The sequence below is a fragment of the Sphingobium sp. SG1 genome (genome assembly GCF_057063145.1).
The window spans coordinates 34,532-50,137 of record NZ_JBVVOJ010000010.1 but is presented as its reverse complement, the minus strand read 5'-3'; the positions used below and the strand labels follow the sequence as shown (position 1 = coordinate 50,137).

Sequence of the window (15,606 nt, the reverse complement as noted above, 5' to 3'; positions counted from 1 at the left end):
GGCGCTCACGCGCACAATTTGAATAATGGCGGTCAATGCACGCCCCCCGCCTGCGCCTCACAGCCCCAGCCGTCATATTCGACGCCGCAGAGGATTTCGATCTGGAGGCACTTCTTGGTCAGCGCGCGGATCGAGGCTTCGTCGACCGGCTGCACGCATTCCAGGAACAGGAACAGGTCGCCTTCCTCATCTTCCTCGCGGTCCAGTTCGACGAAGCCGAACTGGCTGGCGATGGTCAGGACGCGCTCGAAATCCTTCTCGCTGCCCCGGAAGCTGACATCCACGGGCCGCGCGAGACGCGCGACGTCGCCGTTGCGCTTGAGATTGGCGAGGACGGCCTTGTCCGCCTCCCACTCTGCGGCAAGGCGCGCTTCGTCAACCGGGGGCAGGTTCTGGCTCACGCGGCGACCGCGCCCTTGAGGCCGTCGACGAACTTCTTGAACAGGTAGAAGCTGTCCTGCGGGCCGGGCGAGGCTTCGGGGTGATACTGGACCGAGAAGGCGCTCTTGTCGGTCAGTTCGATGCCGCAATTGCTGCCGTCGAACAGCGACACATGGGTCGAGCGCGCATTGGCCGGCAGCGTGTCGACATCGACGGCGAAGCCATGGTTCATGCTGGTGATCTCGACCAGACCGTCCGACAGGCGCTTGACCGGATGATTGGCGCCGCGATGGCCCTGATGCATCTTGATCGTCTTGGCGCCGACGGCGAGGCCCAGAAGCTGGTGGCCAAGGCAAATGCCGAAGACGGGGATGTCGGCGGCCAGTACCTGCTGGATCACCGGTACGGCATATTCGCCGGTCGCGGCCGGATCGCCAGGGCCGTTCGACAGGAACACGCCGTCTGGATTGAGCGCCTTGACCTGGTCAAAGGTCGCGGTGGCGGGCAGCACGGTGACGCGCGCGCCGGCCTTCACCAGGTTCCGGAAGATATTGTTCTTCGCACCATAATCGATGGCGACGACATGGGGGCGTTCCTCGCCCGCTTCATTGAGGCCATAGCCATGGCCGATGGTCCAGATGCCGTCCTTCCACAGGCGGCTTTCCTTGCCCGTTACTTCGATGGCGAGGTCCATGCCTTCAAGGCCCGGCCAGGCGGCCGCCTTGGCAGCAAGCGCGGCGATGTCGAAATTGCCATCCGGATCATGGGCGATGACGACGTTGGGCGCGCCCTTCTCGCGGATCATGCGGGTCAGCGCGCGGGTATCGACACCGGCGAGGCCGATGCGGCCCTTGTCCTTCATCCACTGGTCGAACGGTTCGACATTGCGGAAATTGCTGGGCGCGGTGACGTCCTGGCGCACGATGCAGCCCAGCGCATAGGGGCTGTCAGCTTCGACGTCGTCGAGATTGGTGCCGACATTGCCGATATGCGGGAAGGTGAAGGTGATGATCTGCCCGGCATAGGAGGGATCGGTCATGATCTCCTGATAGCCGGTGATCGAGGTATTGAAGCAGAGTTCGCCGACCGCGTCGCCGACCGCGCCGAAGCCGCGACCGAAGACGGCGGAGCCATCGGCAAAAACCAATACCCCTGTCGCTCCTTTGGGCACAATGAGGGTCTTGGCGTCAGCCATGGTCTGCGGTCCTTTATGCTTTTGCGGGAACCCGTCTGGTGCGGGTTAAACGGCCGGTCACCTATTCCCGCAACGCGTGAAGGTCAACGTCTGTTAAAAATCTCTTTTCGCATTATATCTACTCCTTTCCCGAGAAACAGGATTAATTCGCCCATGATTCGCGACACCATCAAGAGCGCCCAAGTGGAGTCCATGAAGGCCGGCGACAAGGATCGCCTGGCTGCCGTGCGCCTGATCCTGGCCAAGCTCAAGGATCGCGACATCGAACTGCGCACCGCCAGCACTGTGCCCGACGACGACACCGTCGTCGTGGAAGTGCTGCAGAAGATGGTGAAGCAGCGCCGCGAATCGATCGACATGTTCAAGAGCGGTGGCCGCGACGAACTGGCCGCCAAGGAACAGGCCGAGTTGGACGTGATCGAAACCTTCCTGCCCGCGCAGTTGAGCGAGGACGAGACCCGCGCCGCGATCGAGGGCATCAAGGCCGAGATCGGCGCGGAAAGCGTCAAGGACATGGGCAAGGTGATGGCCGTGCTCAAGGAACGCCATGGCGCGGTGATCGACATGAGCAAGGCGAGCGGGCTGGTGAAGGCGGCGCTGAGCTGAGCTCTCGCTGGGCTGACATGCGCGTGCGATACTGACATAATAGCCCCTCCCTTCCAAGGGAGGGGTTGGGGTGGGTGATGGCGCTGCGCATCAATGCGAGACTCGGTCAATTTGCGCGCGAGATGCGGCGCGAGCCTACGGAATATGAACGCCGCCTTTGGGGCGCCCTACGCGGCTCCCAGCTGGAAGGCTTCAAATTCCGCCGACAAGCCGTGATCGAACCCTATATCTGTGACTTTCTCTGCCCCCTCCTCGGCCTCATCATAGAAGTCGATGATGATAGCCATGATGCTATCAAGGATCGAGATAGAGACTTTGACCTTGCACATCAGGGCTATCTGGTTTTGCGCTTCTCCAACTTCGACATTCGGGACAATCTGGAAGGCGTGCTGAGCGTCATTCTGGATCGTGCCCGCGCCATGCCGGAAAGGCAGAAGATCACCCACCCCACCCCCTCCCTTCGAAGGGAGGGGCTTTAAGTTGACCCTCACGCCCCAATGGCTGGATGAGTTGCGCGCGCGGACGTCGCTTTCGACGTTGATCGGCAAGACCGTGAAGGTGCAGAAGGCGGGCCGCGAGTATAAGGCCTGCTGCCCCTTCCATAACGAGAAGACGCCCAGCTTCACGATCAACGACGAGAAGGGTTTCTATCACTGTTTCGGCTGCGGAGCGCATGGCGATGCGATCCGCTGGATGACCGACCAGCGCGGCCTGCCCTTCATGGAGGCCGTGAAGGAACTGGCGGCAACCGCCGGCATGGAAGTGCCCGCCGCCGATCCGCGCGCAGCCAAGCGCGCCGAGCAGGCCAAGGGGCTGCATGACGCAATGGCGGCGGCGCAGAGCTTCTTCGAGGACCAGCTTGGCGGCATCGACGGCGGCGACGCCCGCGCCTATCTCGCCAAGCGCGGCATCAGCGATGCGACCCGGCGCACGTTCGGCTTTGGCTATTCGCCGGATTCGCGCGGGAAGCTGAAAGGCGCGCTCAAGGAATTTGGCGAGCCGATGCTGGTCGAGGCCGGCTTGCTCATCGACCCTGACGGTGCCGAGCCGGATGGCGGCCAAACCAAAAAACGTGACACATATGACCGGTTCCGTGGTCGCCTCATGCTGCCGATCCGCGACATTCGCGGACGGGTGATCGCCTTTGGCGGCCGCATCATCGGCCAGGGCGAACCCAAATATCTGAACTCGCCCGACACGCCGCTCTTCGACAAGGGGCGCACCCTCTACAATATCGACCGCGCCTCCCCCGCCAGCCGGCAGAGCGGCCGGGTGATCGTGGTCGAGGGCTATATGGACGTGATCGCGCTGGCCCAGGCCGGTTTCGGCGATGCGGTCGCGCCGCTCGGCACGGCGCTGACCGAGCATCAGATCGAACGATTGTGGAAGATGGTCGAGGTGCCGATATTGTGCTTCGACGGCGATGCCGCCGGGCAGAAGGCGGCGATCCGCGCGGCGACCCGCGCCCTCCCCCTGCTGCGCCCTGGTCACAGCCTGGCCTTCGCCACCCTGCCCGCCGGGCAAGACCCCGACGACCTGCTCCGTGCCGAGGGGCCGCGCGCGATGGACGCCGTGCTGGCTGGCGCCCAGCCGCTGGTCGATCGCCTGTGGGAGCATGAGCAGAAAGTCGGTCCGCTCGACACGCCCGAACAGAAGGCGGCGCTCAAGCAGCGGCTAGCCGCCCATAGCGACTCGATCCAGCATCCCGATGTCCGCGCGCTCTATGCCCAGACATTCCGGGAGCGTTATGATGCGCTCTTCTTTGCCCGGCCGGATCGGTTTGGCGGCGGCCAGCGCGCCCCGCGAGGTGGCGGTGGCGCCCGCGCCGGCTGGCAGCGCGACAAGAAGGGCAATTGGAAGCCCCCCGTCCCGCCCGCCGGCAACGAGGCGCGGGAGATCGGCGCGAGCGGCATGGAACATCGGCTGCTGCGGGCGATATTGGCCAGCCTGCTGCGCGATCCTGAGCAGATTGCCCCACACCGCGAGACGCTGTCAGGCCTGCGAATCGGTGATCCCGCGCTGGCGCGATTGCTGGATGCGATGATCGCCGCATCCTTCCGCAAAGAAACAGTTGAAACGCAGGCCCTCCTTACCATATTGGGGCAAGGTGACTTGTATAATATGGCTAAGGGGATGCTCCGGGCCGATACGTTCACATTCACCCCACATAGGATGACAACCGACCCCAGTCGCGTGCAACGCGACCTGGACGAGGCCATCCGGGTGATGGCGCAAGGACCGGAGCTGGAAACGGCGCTGGCGGAGGCTACTAGACGGTTCGAGAGCGACTTCAGCGAAGAGAATTTCGCTGAACAGCAGCGCATCCGCGCGCTGAAAGCCGATCACGACAGCCGCCTGGCGGAACTGGCGCAGTCCGAAGACATTGTTTGATTGAGGCTCGTTCCTGTTGGGACGACGGAGTTAAGGCGAATAGATGGCGACCAAGGCGAACAGCAAGAATGGCGGGATGGGCGATGGCGAGGATGGCGATGCCCCCCTGCTCGACCTCAACGAAGCGTCCGTCAAGAAGCTGATCGCCCGCGCGAAGAAGCGCGGCTACATCACCTATGACGAACTGAACGACGCCCTGCCGCAGGATCAGATGTCCTCCGAGCAGATCGAGGACATCATGTCGGCGCTCAACGAAATGGGCGTCAACATCGTCGAGAATGAAGAGGCGAGCGAAGACGGCGACGAGCAGCGCGAGCGCGAGGAAGCCGACGACGCCGACGATGATTCGAGCGACGATGACGGCCCCAAGCTCGTCACCGAGAAAAAGAAGGAAACGGTCGATCGCACCGACGATCCCGTGCGCATGTATCTGCGCGAGATGGGCGCCGTCGAACTGCTCAGCCGCGAGGGCGAAATCGCCATTGCCAAGCGCATCGAGGCCGGCCGCGACACGATGATCCTGGGTCTGTGCGAAAGCCCGACCACCTTCAACGCGATCATCGAATGGTCGACCGCGCTCAACAATGGCGAGATGCAGCTGCGCGAGATCCTGGATCTCGACGCCATGCTGTCCAAGGATCCTGCTCCTGAAAATATGGAGGAAGGCGCCGAGGATGATGATGGCGAGATCAGCGAGAAGACCGCTGGCCCCAGCTTCAAGGAAGAGGAAGAGCCGGAGGAGGAATCCGCCGACGGCGACGAGGACGAGGATGGTGCGCCCCGCGCCCGTCGCGAGGAGGACGAGGAAGAGGACAACACCCTGTCCCTCGCCCAGATGGAAGAGACTTTGAAGCCGATGGCGCTGGAGAAGTTCGCGACCATCACCGAAATCTTCCGCGCCTTCTCCAAGGCCCAGGAATCGCGCATGGTCGCCATGGCGAACGGCGAGAGCCTGAGCCAGAAGGCCGAGGACAGCTATCATGAGCTGCGCGAGCAGCTGACCGCCGAGGTCGAGAGCGTCCAGTTCCACCAGCAGAAGATCGAATATCTGGTCGACCAGCTCTATGCCTATAACCGGCGCCTGACCGCGCTGGGTGGCCAGATGCTGCGCCTGGCAGAGCGCCACAAGGTCAGCCGCAAGGACTTCCTTGAGCGCTATATGGGCCATGAACTGGACGATGCCTGGCTGGAAAAGGTGCAGGGCCTCGACAAGAAATGGGCCGCCTTTGCTGCTGCCGAAGGCCGCGCGGTCGAGCGCATCCGCAACGAAGTGAGCGAGATCGCCCAGGCGACCGGCATGTCGCTCAGCGAATTCCGCCGCATCGTGAACATGGTGCAGAAGGGCGAGCGTGAAGCGCGCATCGCGAAGAAGGAGATGGTCGAGGCGAACCTGCGCCTCGTCATCTCCATCGCGAAGAAGTACACGAACCGCGGTCTGCAGTTCCTGGACCTTATCCAGGAAGGCAATATCGGCCTGATGAAGGCAGTCGATAAGTTCGAATATCGCCGCGGCTACAAGTTCAGCACCTATGCGACCTGGTGGATCCGTCAGGCGATCACCCGTTCGATCGCGGATCAGGCGCGGACCATCCGTATCCCGGTCCACATGATCGAAACGATCAATAAGCTGGTCCGTACCAGCCGCCAGTTCCTGCACGAGCAGGGCCGTGAGCCCACGCCGGAGGAAATGGCCGAGCGCCTGTCGATGCCGCTCGAAAAGGTGCGCAAGGTGATGAAGATCGCCAAGGAGCCGATCTCGCTCGAAACGCCGATCGGCGACGAGGAAGACAGCCATCTGGGCGACTTCATCGAGGACAAGAATGCGATCATCCCGGTGGATGCCGCGATCCAGGCGAACCTCAAGGAAACGGTTACCCGCGTCCTTGCCAGCCTGACCCCGCGCGAGGAACGCGTACTGCGCATGCGCTTCGGCATCGGCATGAACACCGACCATACGCTGGAGGAAGTGGGCCAGCAGTTCAGCGTGACCCGCGAGCGTATCCGCCAGATCGAGGCGAAGGCGCTGCGCAAGCTGAAGCACCCCAGCCGCAGCCGCAAGATGCGCAGCTTCCTCGACCAGTAAATCCGGTCAGATTATCGCTTCAAACAAGGGCCCGGCCGGACATTCCAGCCGGGCCTTTTGTTTTTCAAGACGATAGCATCATTTGTTAACCATAACGGCCTAGACCATTGGTGCCACATTTGCGACCAGCCGAAGCGACAAGTTTAACCCGGCGTTTACGCACCTTGCCCTAAATTGTGCCCAGCGGCGCCCCTTACGCCGTTGCCACAGGGAAATTTCTATGAGCGAAGTGACGGCGCTGCGCCGGGGCGACGATATTGCGCAAATCCTGGACATGCTGGTTCGGGCCGATGGCAGCTATAGCCACAGCTATCTGGCCCAGGCGAGCCAGGATGCCCGCTCGCGCGATGGCCTTGGCCTGCCCGACCTTGCCGATGCCGCCTATTATCTCTGCCTGCTCCATGGTCGCCATCCTGGCGTGATCAATCACGCGGCCACCCGCTCGGTCGACAATGCTGCGCGCCGCTGGCTGATCGAGGCCGCCGACGCCTTTGCGCGGGAGCGCGCCTATCTGACCCAGGTCACCGTGGCCGCCGGCCCCGCCCCCAGCACGGCGGGCCAGAGCAGTTGCGAAACCATCATCAGCCAGCAGCGCCATGCGCTCGACATGCTGGCCCAGTCCGACCGGCGCGGTTGCGCCATGGGCGCAGCGATCGCGCTGGTGCTGGACTGGCGCGCCGTGCGCAAGCTGCTGGACATTGCCGCGCTTCGTGCCGGCATCGAACCGGTTCCCTGCTCTTTGCCCGATCATCGGGCAACGCTGGACGTGGCGCGCGCCATTGGTGGCGATCCGGCCGTTGATCGCGCGATCCAGTTCGGCATACGCCAGCTCCTGGCCCAGCATCGCGGCCTGTGGGATGTGCTGGAGGCGCGCGCCGCCATCCGCCGGCAACAGCCAGCCTGATCCATCGCCCCACCGCTTGCCGCAACGCACAAACGCGTTGCGCCCCAATCCCGCTTTGCCTAGTCCGGTCCTCCAGCAAGGATGGAACGGAAGAGAGCCATGCGCTTTGAAGGCACCCAGGATTATGTCGCCACCGACGATCTGAAGGTCGCGGTCAATGCCGCCGTGCTGCTGCGCCGGCCGCTGCTGGTGAAGGGCGAACCGGGCACCGGCAAGACCGTGCTGGCCCAGGAAATCGCCAAGGCCATTAACGCCCCCCTCATCGAATGGAACGTCAAGTCGACGACCAAGGCGCATCAGGGCCTGTATGAATATGATGCGGTCGCCCGCCTGCGCGACGGCCAGTTGGGCGACGAGCGGGTCCATGACATCGCCAACTATATCCGCAAGGGCAAGCTATGGGAGGCCTTCACCTCCCCCACCCTGCCCGTCCTGCTGATCGACGAGATAGACAAGGCCGATATCGAATTTCCCAACGACCTGTTGCAGGAACTCGATCGCATGGCCTTCCATGTCTATGAAACCGGCGAGACGGTCGCGGCCAAGGAACGGCCGGTCGTCATCATCACCTCGAACAACGAGAAGGAATTGCCCGACGCCTTCCTGCGCCGCTGTTTCTTCCACTATATCAAGTTCCCGGATCGCGAGACGATGCAGGCGATCGTCGATGTCCATTTCCCCGGCATCCAGAAGATGCTGGTCAGCCGGGCGATGGACATTTTCTATGACATTCGTGAAGTGCCGGGCCTCAAGAAGAAGCCCAGCACATCCGAACTGCTCGACTGGCTGAAGCTGCTGCTGAACGAGGAGATGCCGCTCGACGTGCTGCAGAATGCCGATCCGAGCAAGGCGATCCCGCCGCTGCATGGCGCGCTGCTCAAGAATGAACAGGACATCATGATGTTCGAACGGCTGGCCTTCATGGCGCGACGCCAGGGGCGCTGAGGCCGCCCGCCAGCCTTGCCGAATCGCGCTCCTCACATGGGGCGAACCCGGCCTAGTCGTGGCCGAAGGCGTCATCCGGACCGATGCTGCACCGCAATGGGCCTGTCACGGCCCGCAATTGTCGCAATTTCCGGGGCAAATAGCACCGGCAGCGTGAAGGCGGCTTGCGCCCCTGCGGAATACGTGATTTCCTGATCCCCTGTCATTCAAGGCCGCGCCAAGACGGTCTGGATCGAGAGAGAGGATGCCAATGCTCCGACGTGCGTTGTTCCTATGTTCGATGGCCCTCTGCCTGGCCCTGCCCTCGCTGGCGCAGGCGGCGGACGATATCGAGGCATGGACGCCCAGCGATTTTGCCATACGTGCCACCGCCGCCGGCATCAGCCTGCCGCAGACGGTCACCAGCCTGTCGCTGACCAAGAGCGGCGAAGTATCGAACGGCGGCAAGGGCATCGACAATTATGCCCAATATATCTCGCAGGATGGCGCCATCCAGGCGACCCTCTATGTCTATCTGCCCGCCTATGCCGACGCTTCGCTTGCGGCCTACATGACCGACAAGGCGGTGATGGAGCGGTTCGGCGGCAAGACCCATCGCACCGCTTATGACAGCGTCGCCGCCGGCGGCCGCGCGGGCACGGCCATCCGCGCCGTCTATGATGATGCCGCCGATGGCGCGCTGACGACGGCCGCCGCTTTTGCCCATGCCGGACGCTGGATGGTGAAGTTGCGCGTCACAGGGCCGACCGAACGCCGCGCCGAGGTGCTGGCCGGTTTGGACGGCATGCTGGCCGGCCTGAAGTTCGACGATGCTGCGAGCCTGCACGCGACCAGCCCGGCCAGCTTCGGTGCCTGTCCAACCGGTGATGGCGGCGACGCGCGTCTGACCAAGGCCGTGCCAAGCGGCACCGCCGGCCAGCCCGTACCGCAGGAAGTCCGCATCCCGCGCGAGGGCAAGGATAATCTGTGCATTCGCGGCACCGTCCAGACCGCGCAGGGCAGCTATGACATGCTGCAGCAGACGGGGCGCAGCGATGGCGCGATCATCGTGCCGGTCGACGATAGCGGCACCGTCCTCGCCTTCGATCCCGCCACCCGCGACCTTGGCTATCAACTGTCGATCCATATGGTCGGCCAGACTGATCTCTACGGCGTTTATGACAAGGTGCCCAGCGGCCGTCAGATCGCCGCGATCCTGGACGGCAAGGATCCCCAGACCGCCCAGGCCGAAGCCACGGCACTTTATGCCGCCAATGGAGAGGTTACGATCAGCCAGGGCGCGCGCAAGCCCAACTGAGGCGGTTTTAGAAAATCCTGGGCGCTCCGGACATTATCCGGAGCGCCCTTTCGCTTCCGATCAGCGACCGGGGCACACGCCGACGCGCTCCCCCGACAATTCCGTCTTCAGGCTCCCGAAGAAGCGCGGCTTCTCGGGCCCCTTCCCGCGCGGCCCCCGTCCGCCAACCGTCTTGTGTTCGGCAGATGCCTCCAACCCATCGCCCGTGACCGTTCCGTTCATCCTGCCATAGGAAAAGCCGCCATGCGCACGGCCGCAATATAGTCGCCCCTCGAATTTTCGCCCTGACACAGTGACCCGCCATTGGCGGCATCCATGCGGGCCACCGGCCCCAGCCGGCCGGGGTGGCCCCTCCACGGCATAGCGGATCGCCAGGTCATCGCGGCGATCGGGGATGCACGCCTCCCACTGGCGGGTGCCGGGAGGATGATGTCCGGATATGCTGCTTACATAGGTCCCGATCTCGGTAAAGCGCCACAGGCCAGGATTGATGGCATGGCGCGCGCCGGTGACGATGATCGCGTCCGATTTTTCCGCTTCGTCCGCTTGTGCATCCTGCCCGGCAGCGGCGGTTTCAAGCGCAGCCTCGCTTACCAGTGCAGGCAGGGTGCCCCGATGATTGGCGAGATCATCGATCCGGGCATTGACGCATTGCTTGGCCTCTTCGCGCCTTGTCTTCCCGTCGAGCAGGCATTGCTGCAATAACATGCAGATCGCCCGGTCGGCCGCCGGCGTGCCGGTCGTCCCGTCGAGATTGCAGGCCTTGAGCCAGGGGCCACGAAGCGCATATTCGATGTTGATGATCTTCATCCGGGCGGCGATCACGACGATCTCGTCCTCGGCCTGCTGGGGCGTATCGGTCCCCAGCGCCGCGCCCGACGCGCCGAGCAGCGTCAAAGCCAGACCCCGCGTCCATCGCCGTCCCGCCATCGGCAGCCTCTCCTCATTTTTTGTCGTTCCGTCAGCTTAACGATCATGCGCGCGCTGCAAAGCCCTTTCGTCGGGGCCGGAATGATTGGCGTCCGGGCCGTGGCGCGCTAGACATCGGGACATGAACGACCCCACGGGCGCGACCCGCTTTGCGCGGATACGCGCCCATCTGGAATCGGTCCGCGTCGCGGCGGGGCCACGCGCCTGGACCTATGAGTTCCTGCTGTTCGGCTTCAAGCAGGGCTGGGCCTGCCTGTTCGGCGGACTGATGCTGGCCCTGCTACTCGCGACCCATCTTTTCTATCCCGCCGGCGCGCCGCTGCATCGCTATGATTTCCTGACCCTGTCGGCGATCGCGATCCAGATCGCGATGCTGGCCCTGCGACTGGAAAGTCCGCGCGAGGCGCTGGTCATCTGCGCCTTCCACCTCATCGGCACGATCATGGAATTGTTCAAGACCCATGCGGGAAGCTGGGTCTATCCGGAGGCAAGCCTGCTCCATGTCGGCCCGGTGCCGCTCTTTTCCGGCTTCATGTATGCCGCCGTCGGCAGCTATATCGCGCGGGTCTGGCGCATCTTCGACTTCGGTTTCAGCCGCTATCCGCCGGTCTGGGCGACAGTGCTGCTGGCGAGCGCCATCTATGTCAATTTCTTCGCCCATCACTGGCTGCCCGATGTGCGGATCGCCCTGTTCGCTGCCGCCATTCTGCTGTTCGGGCGCAGCTGGATCTGGTTCACGCCCTGGCGCGAGCCACGGCGGATGCCGCTGCTGCTCGGCTTCTTCCTGGTCGCGCTGTTCATCTGGCTGGCGGAGAATATCGGCACCTTCGCCAATGCCTGGACCTACCCCAGCCAGCGCCATGGATGGGAGATGGTCAGCCTGATGAAGCTGGGCGCCTGGTATCTGCTGATGATCATCTCCTTCGTGCTGGTCTCGCTGATCCACGGCATAAGGCGGGTGGATCAGATCAGATAGCCGACCTCATAGAGACCCCAGCGGCGCCCGGCGAAGCGCAGCGGCACGAACACGCTGCGCAGTGCCCGGTAGCGCCCCTCCCCCAGATTCTGGCGATAGGTGAAGAGGTAGAAATCATCGTCGCCGTCGAGCGCGCGGCGGGTCTGGGCGTCCATGAAGATTTGCCGGTTGCGGGCATGTTCCATGTTCCAGCGCGGATCGCCGATGCGCTGCGGCTGGCTGCGCGCGCTGATATGGGTGGGCAGATAGCCGTCCATGTCGATCAGGCAGCAGCCGATGATGGTCGCGTCCTTCGCGGTATCGCGGTCGAGCAGCGGCCGCACCCGCAGATCGGCATAGGCGGTGAAACCGGTCTGATATTGGGTCGGTTCAGACCCCGCGATCGGTCGATGGCTGCGATCGAACAGCGCCTGTTGCGACAGTTCGCCGCGGGCCAGCGCATCCTCGATCAGCGCCGCGACCTCGGCCGCGCCATCCTCGGCCAGCGCGATATAATGGCTGTTGCGGGTGCGCAGGCGGCTCTGCGCTGCGGTGTTGAGCATGTCGTTGGCCAGGCTCTCCAGCGTCTCGATCTTGTCGCGGGCCATGTCGACACGCCCCGCGCTTTCGGTCGAGGAGCGGCCGAACAGCGCCAGCCCCTGATCCAGCGCCGCGACATGGGCGTCCGCCTCGTCGGTGCAGGCGACGATCGCGCTGGATCGCTCGCCGAACTGGGTCACCAGCGAGGCGATTTCCGCCATCGACAGGCGCAGCTGGTCGATATGGGTGCCGACGTCGCGGCCGCGCTGGATATTCGCCTCCACCCCGCCGATCAGATGGCGGGCATCGCGGTCGAGCTGGCCAAGCTTGCTGCCGACCGAGGCCGAGGATTCGGCCGCCTGTTCGGCCAGCCGGCGGATTTCCTCCGCCACCACGGCAAAACCCATCGTCGCCTCGCCGCCGCGCGCCGCCTCGATCGCGGCGTTGACACCCAGCAGGCGAGTCTGGCGGGCGATCGTGCCGAGCTGGTCGGAAATGCCGCCCACCGCCTCAATCACCTGCAGGAACTGGCGCAGATGGCCTTCAAGGCCGGTGACATGTTCGACCAGCCCCGCCACCTCGCCCAGCGACAGGGTGATGACATCATGCCCCTCGGCAATGATGCGCCCGGCGCGTCCGGCGGTGAGGCTCAGTTCCTGGGCCGCCGCCACGCTCTCATTCTGGCTTGCGGTCAGCGTCTGCATGTTCGCCTGCAAGTCCGACAGGCGCGCCGAATCGCCCTGGATCCGGCGGTTCACTTCGCCCAGAAATCCAGCGGTTTCGCTGCATTGCAATGCTATGTCGCCCGACCGTTCCCCCAGGTCAGCCAACAATTCTCCGTTTTCCAAGCCGCCCCCGCAACTTAACTGTCACAATGAATACTGAACTGTTTACCGTGCGGCGCAACACTTAATATTTCGCCAATGCGATCCGCCCGGCGCTTGCATCGCCCGGCGCGCTGGCCGACAAGATCGGCACCATGATGCTCAATTTCCTCGACGCGCTGCGCGCCGCCGGCATCCCCGCCAGCATCAAGGAGCATCTGCTGCTCCTGGAAGCGCTGGACCGCGACGTGATCGAGCGGCGACCGGAGGATTTCTATTATCTCGCCCGCGCCACCTATGTGAAGGATGAGGGGCTGATCGACCGGTTCGATCAGGTCTTTGCCCGCGTGTTCAAGGGGCTGCTGGGCCAGGACGGGGTCGAGGCGGAGATACCCGAGGAATGGCTGCGCCTGGTCGCGGAGAAGTTCCTCAGCCCCGAGGAGATGGAGAAGATCAAGTCGCTGGGCGACTGGGACGAGATCATGAAGATACTGAAGGAACGGCTGGAGGAGCAGAAGGAGCGCCACCAGGGCGGCAGCAAGTGGATCGGCACCGGCGGCACGTCCCCCTTCGGCCATGGCGGCTATAATCCCGAAGGCGTGCGGATCGGGGGGACAAGCCGACACAAGCGCGCCATCAAGGTGTGGGAAAAGCGCGAATTCGCCAATCTGGACAGCAATCGCGAGATCGGCACCCGCAACATCAAGGTGGCGCTGCGGCGGCTGCGCCGCTTTGCGCGGGAGGGCGCGGCCGACGAACTGGACCTGGACGCCACGATCCGCGGCACCGCGCGGCAGGGCTGGCTCGATATCCGGATGCGGCCCGAGCGGCACAATGCGGTCAAGCTGCTGCTGTTCCTGGACGTGGGCGGATCGATGGACCCGCATATCAAGCTGTGCGAGGAGCTGTTTTCGGCCGCGACCAGCGAATTCAAGAATATGGAATTCTTCTACTTCCATAACTGCCTCTATGAAGGCGTGTGGAAGGATAATCGCCGCCGCTTTGCCGAGCGCACCCCGACCTGGGACGTACTGCACAAATATGGCCATGACTATAAGGTTATCTTCGTCGGCGACGCGGCGATGAGCCCCTATGAGATCAGCCATCCCGGCGGATCGGTGGAGCATATGAACGAGGAAGCCGGTGCCGTCTGGCTGCAGCGCGTCACCCATACCTATCCCGCGACCGTGTGGCTGAACCCCGCGCCGGCGGAACATTGGGGCTATAGCCAGTCGACCCGCATCATCCGCGACCTGATGAACGAGCGCATGTATCCGCTGACGCTGGAGGGGTTGGACGAGGCTATGCGGGAGCTGACGCGCAAGCGGTAGGGGCGATCGACATCCAGCCCTGACGGCCTGCAAATGGCGGTTTCCCGCGCTTCCGGTGCTCACGTACTTTAAGTACGCTGCGCTCCGGGTCACGGAAAACCACCATTTTCGTCACGTCATCATCTGAATGTCGATCGCCCCTAGGGCTGGCCTCCGCGGCGCGCGGGTATATCCGACAGGTCAAAGAGCCGTCCGCATTATGGCGGAGGCGCGCGGTGTAGGACAGCGCGAATTCGCCACCCCTGAGGGTCGGCGTGTCGGGTGGTTGACGCGACAGTTTATTTCGGCCCGAAGTTCACAGTGTCGTCGGGCCATTTCGGGCCTTTTGCACCTGTCACGCGCCAGCGACGCGACACCCACGCGCCTGTGGCGCGGCTATTGCGTCACGATCAGGGTCACTGTCCCGCACCACCGACGCTACAGTCAGGCGACAGGGACGCGACAGCGGCGCGACAATTCTAGACATGCTTGCGAGCGAGAGACGGCCGTTCATGGCTGGAGTAGATCATGAACGGGCCGAATAGGGCAGAGGGTGCGCGCTCTTGGTCGGGGCGCGCTCGCAAAGCGAGACAAGCGGGAGCCGGGTCAAGCCCGGCATGACGGGGTTGGGAATGGAAGATAGCGACCACTTGCGGACGTTTCCTACTCCCCTCCCTTTCAGGGAGGGGCTGGGGGTGGGTGCGCCGCGTAGCGGCGGTCTACGGTCGATAGGGCAGAAGCTCGCTACGCTCGCCACCCACCCCAACCCCTCCCTGGAAGGGAGGGGCTATGTCTTGTTCCAACCCAACTCCGTCATCCCCGCTCAGCGTGGCGGATGGAGGCCGGGGATGTTGTCGATCGTGACCCAGCCCTGCACATAATTGGCATAATAGAGGCCGAACAGGACGGCCGACAGCAGGGTGGCGCGGAGCATGACGCGGCCGGGGCGGAAGTTGCTGGGGGCGCTGTCCGCCTGGCCTTTCAGCAGTAGCTCGCCCGTTTCGTCGGGCGTGCGCAGGCCGAACGGCAGGACGAGGAAGGCGCTGATCACCCAGAACAGCACATAGATGGCGAAGATGGCGTACCAGTTCATCCGGCCCGCCCGTTATTGCAGCGCATGCCCCTATCCTCTCCCGTCATCGCGGCACTTCGCGCGCCATGACGATTCAATTTTGATCAGCCCGAGCCTAGAGCCTGATCGTTTGAGGTGGAAGCGCTTTGCGCTTTCACCGATGGCGTGAATCA

At 63.7% G+C, this 15,606-nt stretch carries 14 protein-coding genes; 9 read left to right on the top strand and 5 right to left on the bottom strand.

The window, feature by feature from the left end:
* Positions 1 to 32 precede the first annotated feature (32 nt).
* Both AC0KVN_RS19260 and carA read right to left on the bottom strand, forming a co-directional pair.
* Positions 33 to 401: a ribonuclease E inhibitor RraB gene (locus AC0KVN_RS19260; protein ID WP_435567710.1), complete on the bottom strand. Its 369-nt coding sequence runs from the start codon at positions 399 to 401 to the stop codon at positions 33 to 35.
* Positions 398 to 1,576, bottom strand: coding sequence for a glutamine-hydrolyzing carbamoyl-phosphate synthase small subunit (carA, locus tag AC0KVN_RS19255; RefSeq protein ID WP_435567711.1), 1,179 nt, complete (start codon positions 1,574 to 1,576; stop codon positions 398 to 400). The genes AC0KVN_RS19260 and carA overlap by 4 nt, the downstream gene beginning before the upstream one ends.
* Before the next feature lie 153 nt (positions 1,577 to 1,729).
* Between carA and AC0KVN_RS19250 the strand changes: the two genes are divergently transcribed.
* The 7 genes from AC0KVN_RS19250 to AC0KVN_RS19220 all read left to right on the top strand — a co-directional run bounded on the left by AC0KVN_RS19250 (position 1,730) and on the right by AC0KVN_RS19220 (position 9,802).
* Positions 1,730 to 2,182 carry a GatB/YqeY domain-containing protein gene (locus AC0KVN_RS19250; RefSeq protein ID WP_037507510.1) on the top strand — a complete coding sequence of 151 codons (453 nt, stop codon included), beginning with the start codon at positions 1,730 to 1,732 and terminating at the stop codon, positions 2,180 to 2,182.
* Between the two features lie 77 nt (positions 2,183 to 2,259).
* A complete protein-coding gene (locus AC0KVN_RS19245) occupies positions 2,260 to 2,661 on the top strand; it encodes an endonuclease domain-containing protein (RefSeq protein ID WP_435567712.1) in 402 nt (133 codons plus the stop codon).
* A gap of 1 nt (position 2,662) precedes the next feature.
* On the top strand, positions 2,663 to 4,573 hold the full coding sequence (gene dnaG / locus AC0KVN_RS19240; RefSeq protein ID WP_483656332.1) for a DNA primase: 1,911 nt from the start codon (positions 2,663 to 2,665) through the stop codon (positions 4,571 to 4,573).
* 43 nt (positions 4,574 to 4,616) lie between these two features.
* Positions 4,617 to 6,656, top strand: coding sequence for an RNA polymerase sigma factor RpoD (rpoD, locus tag AC0KVN_RS19235; protein WP_004211766.1), 2,040 nt, complete (start codon positions 4,617 to 4,619; stop codon positions 6,654 to 6,656).
* A 220-nt stretch (positions 6,657 to 6,876) separates the two neighbouring features.
* Positions 6,877 to 7,560, top strand: a complete 684-nt coding sequence (locus tag AC0KVN_RS19230) for a DUF6975 family protein (RefSeq protein WP_435567714.1) — start codon at positions 6,877 to 6,879, stop codon at positions 7,558 to 7,560.
* 99 nt (positions 7,561 to 7,659) lie between these two features.
* The gene (locus AC0KVN_RS19225) at positions 7,660 to 8,505 is read left to right on the top strand and encodes an AAA family ATPase (RefSeq protein WP_435567715.1); all 846 of its coding nucleotides are present in this window, start codon (positions 7,660 to 7,662) and stop codon (positions 8,503 to 8,505) included.
* A 250-nt stretch (positions 8,506 to 8,755) separates the two neighbouring features.
* Positions 8,756 to 9,802, top strand: a complete 1,047-nt coding sequence (locus AC0KVN_RS19220) for a hypothetical protein (protein WP_483656331.1) — start codon at positions 8,756 to 8,758, stop codon at positions 9,800 to 9,802.
* Positions 9,803 to 9,862: 60 nt separating this feature from the next.
* Here AC0KVN_RS19220 and AC0KVN_RS19215 read toward each other — a convergent pair whose 3' ends face one another.
* A complete protein-coding gene (locus AC0KVN_RS19215) occupies positions 9,863 to 10,732 on the bottom strand; it encodes a DUF3617 family protein (protein ID WP_435567717.1) in 870 nt (289 codons plus the stop codon).
* Positions 10,733 to 10,853: 121 nt separating this feature from the next.
* Here AC0KVN_RS19215 and AC0KVN_RS19210 point away from each other — a divergent pair, with 121 nt between their 5' ends.
* Positions 10,854 to 11,708 (top strand): DUF817 domain-containing protein, encoded by an 855-nt coding sequence (locus tag AC0KVN_RS19210; protein ID WP_435567718.1) that lies wholly within the window; start codon positions 10,854 to 10,856, stop codon positions 11,706 to 11,708.
* Here AC0KVN_RS19210 and AC0KVN_RS19205 read toward each other — a convergent pair.
* On the bottom strand, positions 11,696 to 13,060 hold the full coding sequence (locus AC0KVN_RS19205; protein ID WP_483656330.1) for a methyl-accepting chemotaxis protein: 1,365 nt from the start codon (positions 13,058 to 13,060) through the stop codon (positions 11,696 to 11,698). The two genes, AC0KVN_RS19210 and AC0KVN_RS19205, sit on opposite strands and share 13 nt — an antisense overlap.
* Positions 13,061 to 13,206: 146 nt before the next feature.
* Between AC0KVN_RS19205 and AC0KVN_RS19200 the strand changes: the two genes are divergently transcribed.
* Complete coding sequence (locus AC0KVN_RS19200; protein WP_435567719.1) at positions 13,207 to 14,382, top strand: vWA domain-containing protein; 1,176 nt, start codon at positions 13,207 to 13,209, stop codon at positions 14,380 to 14,382.
* A gap of 802 nt (positions 14,383 to 15,184) precedes the next feature.
* Here the strand turns inward: AC0KVN_RS19200 and AC0KVN_RS19195 are convergent.
* Positions 15,185 to 15,454, bottom strand: a complete 270-nt coding sequence (locus tag AC0KVN_RS19195; protein WP_007714730.1) for a DUF1467 family protein — start codon at positions 15,452 to 15,454, stop codon at positions 15,185 to 15,187.
* Positions 15,455 to 15,606: the final 152 nt, after the last annotated feature.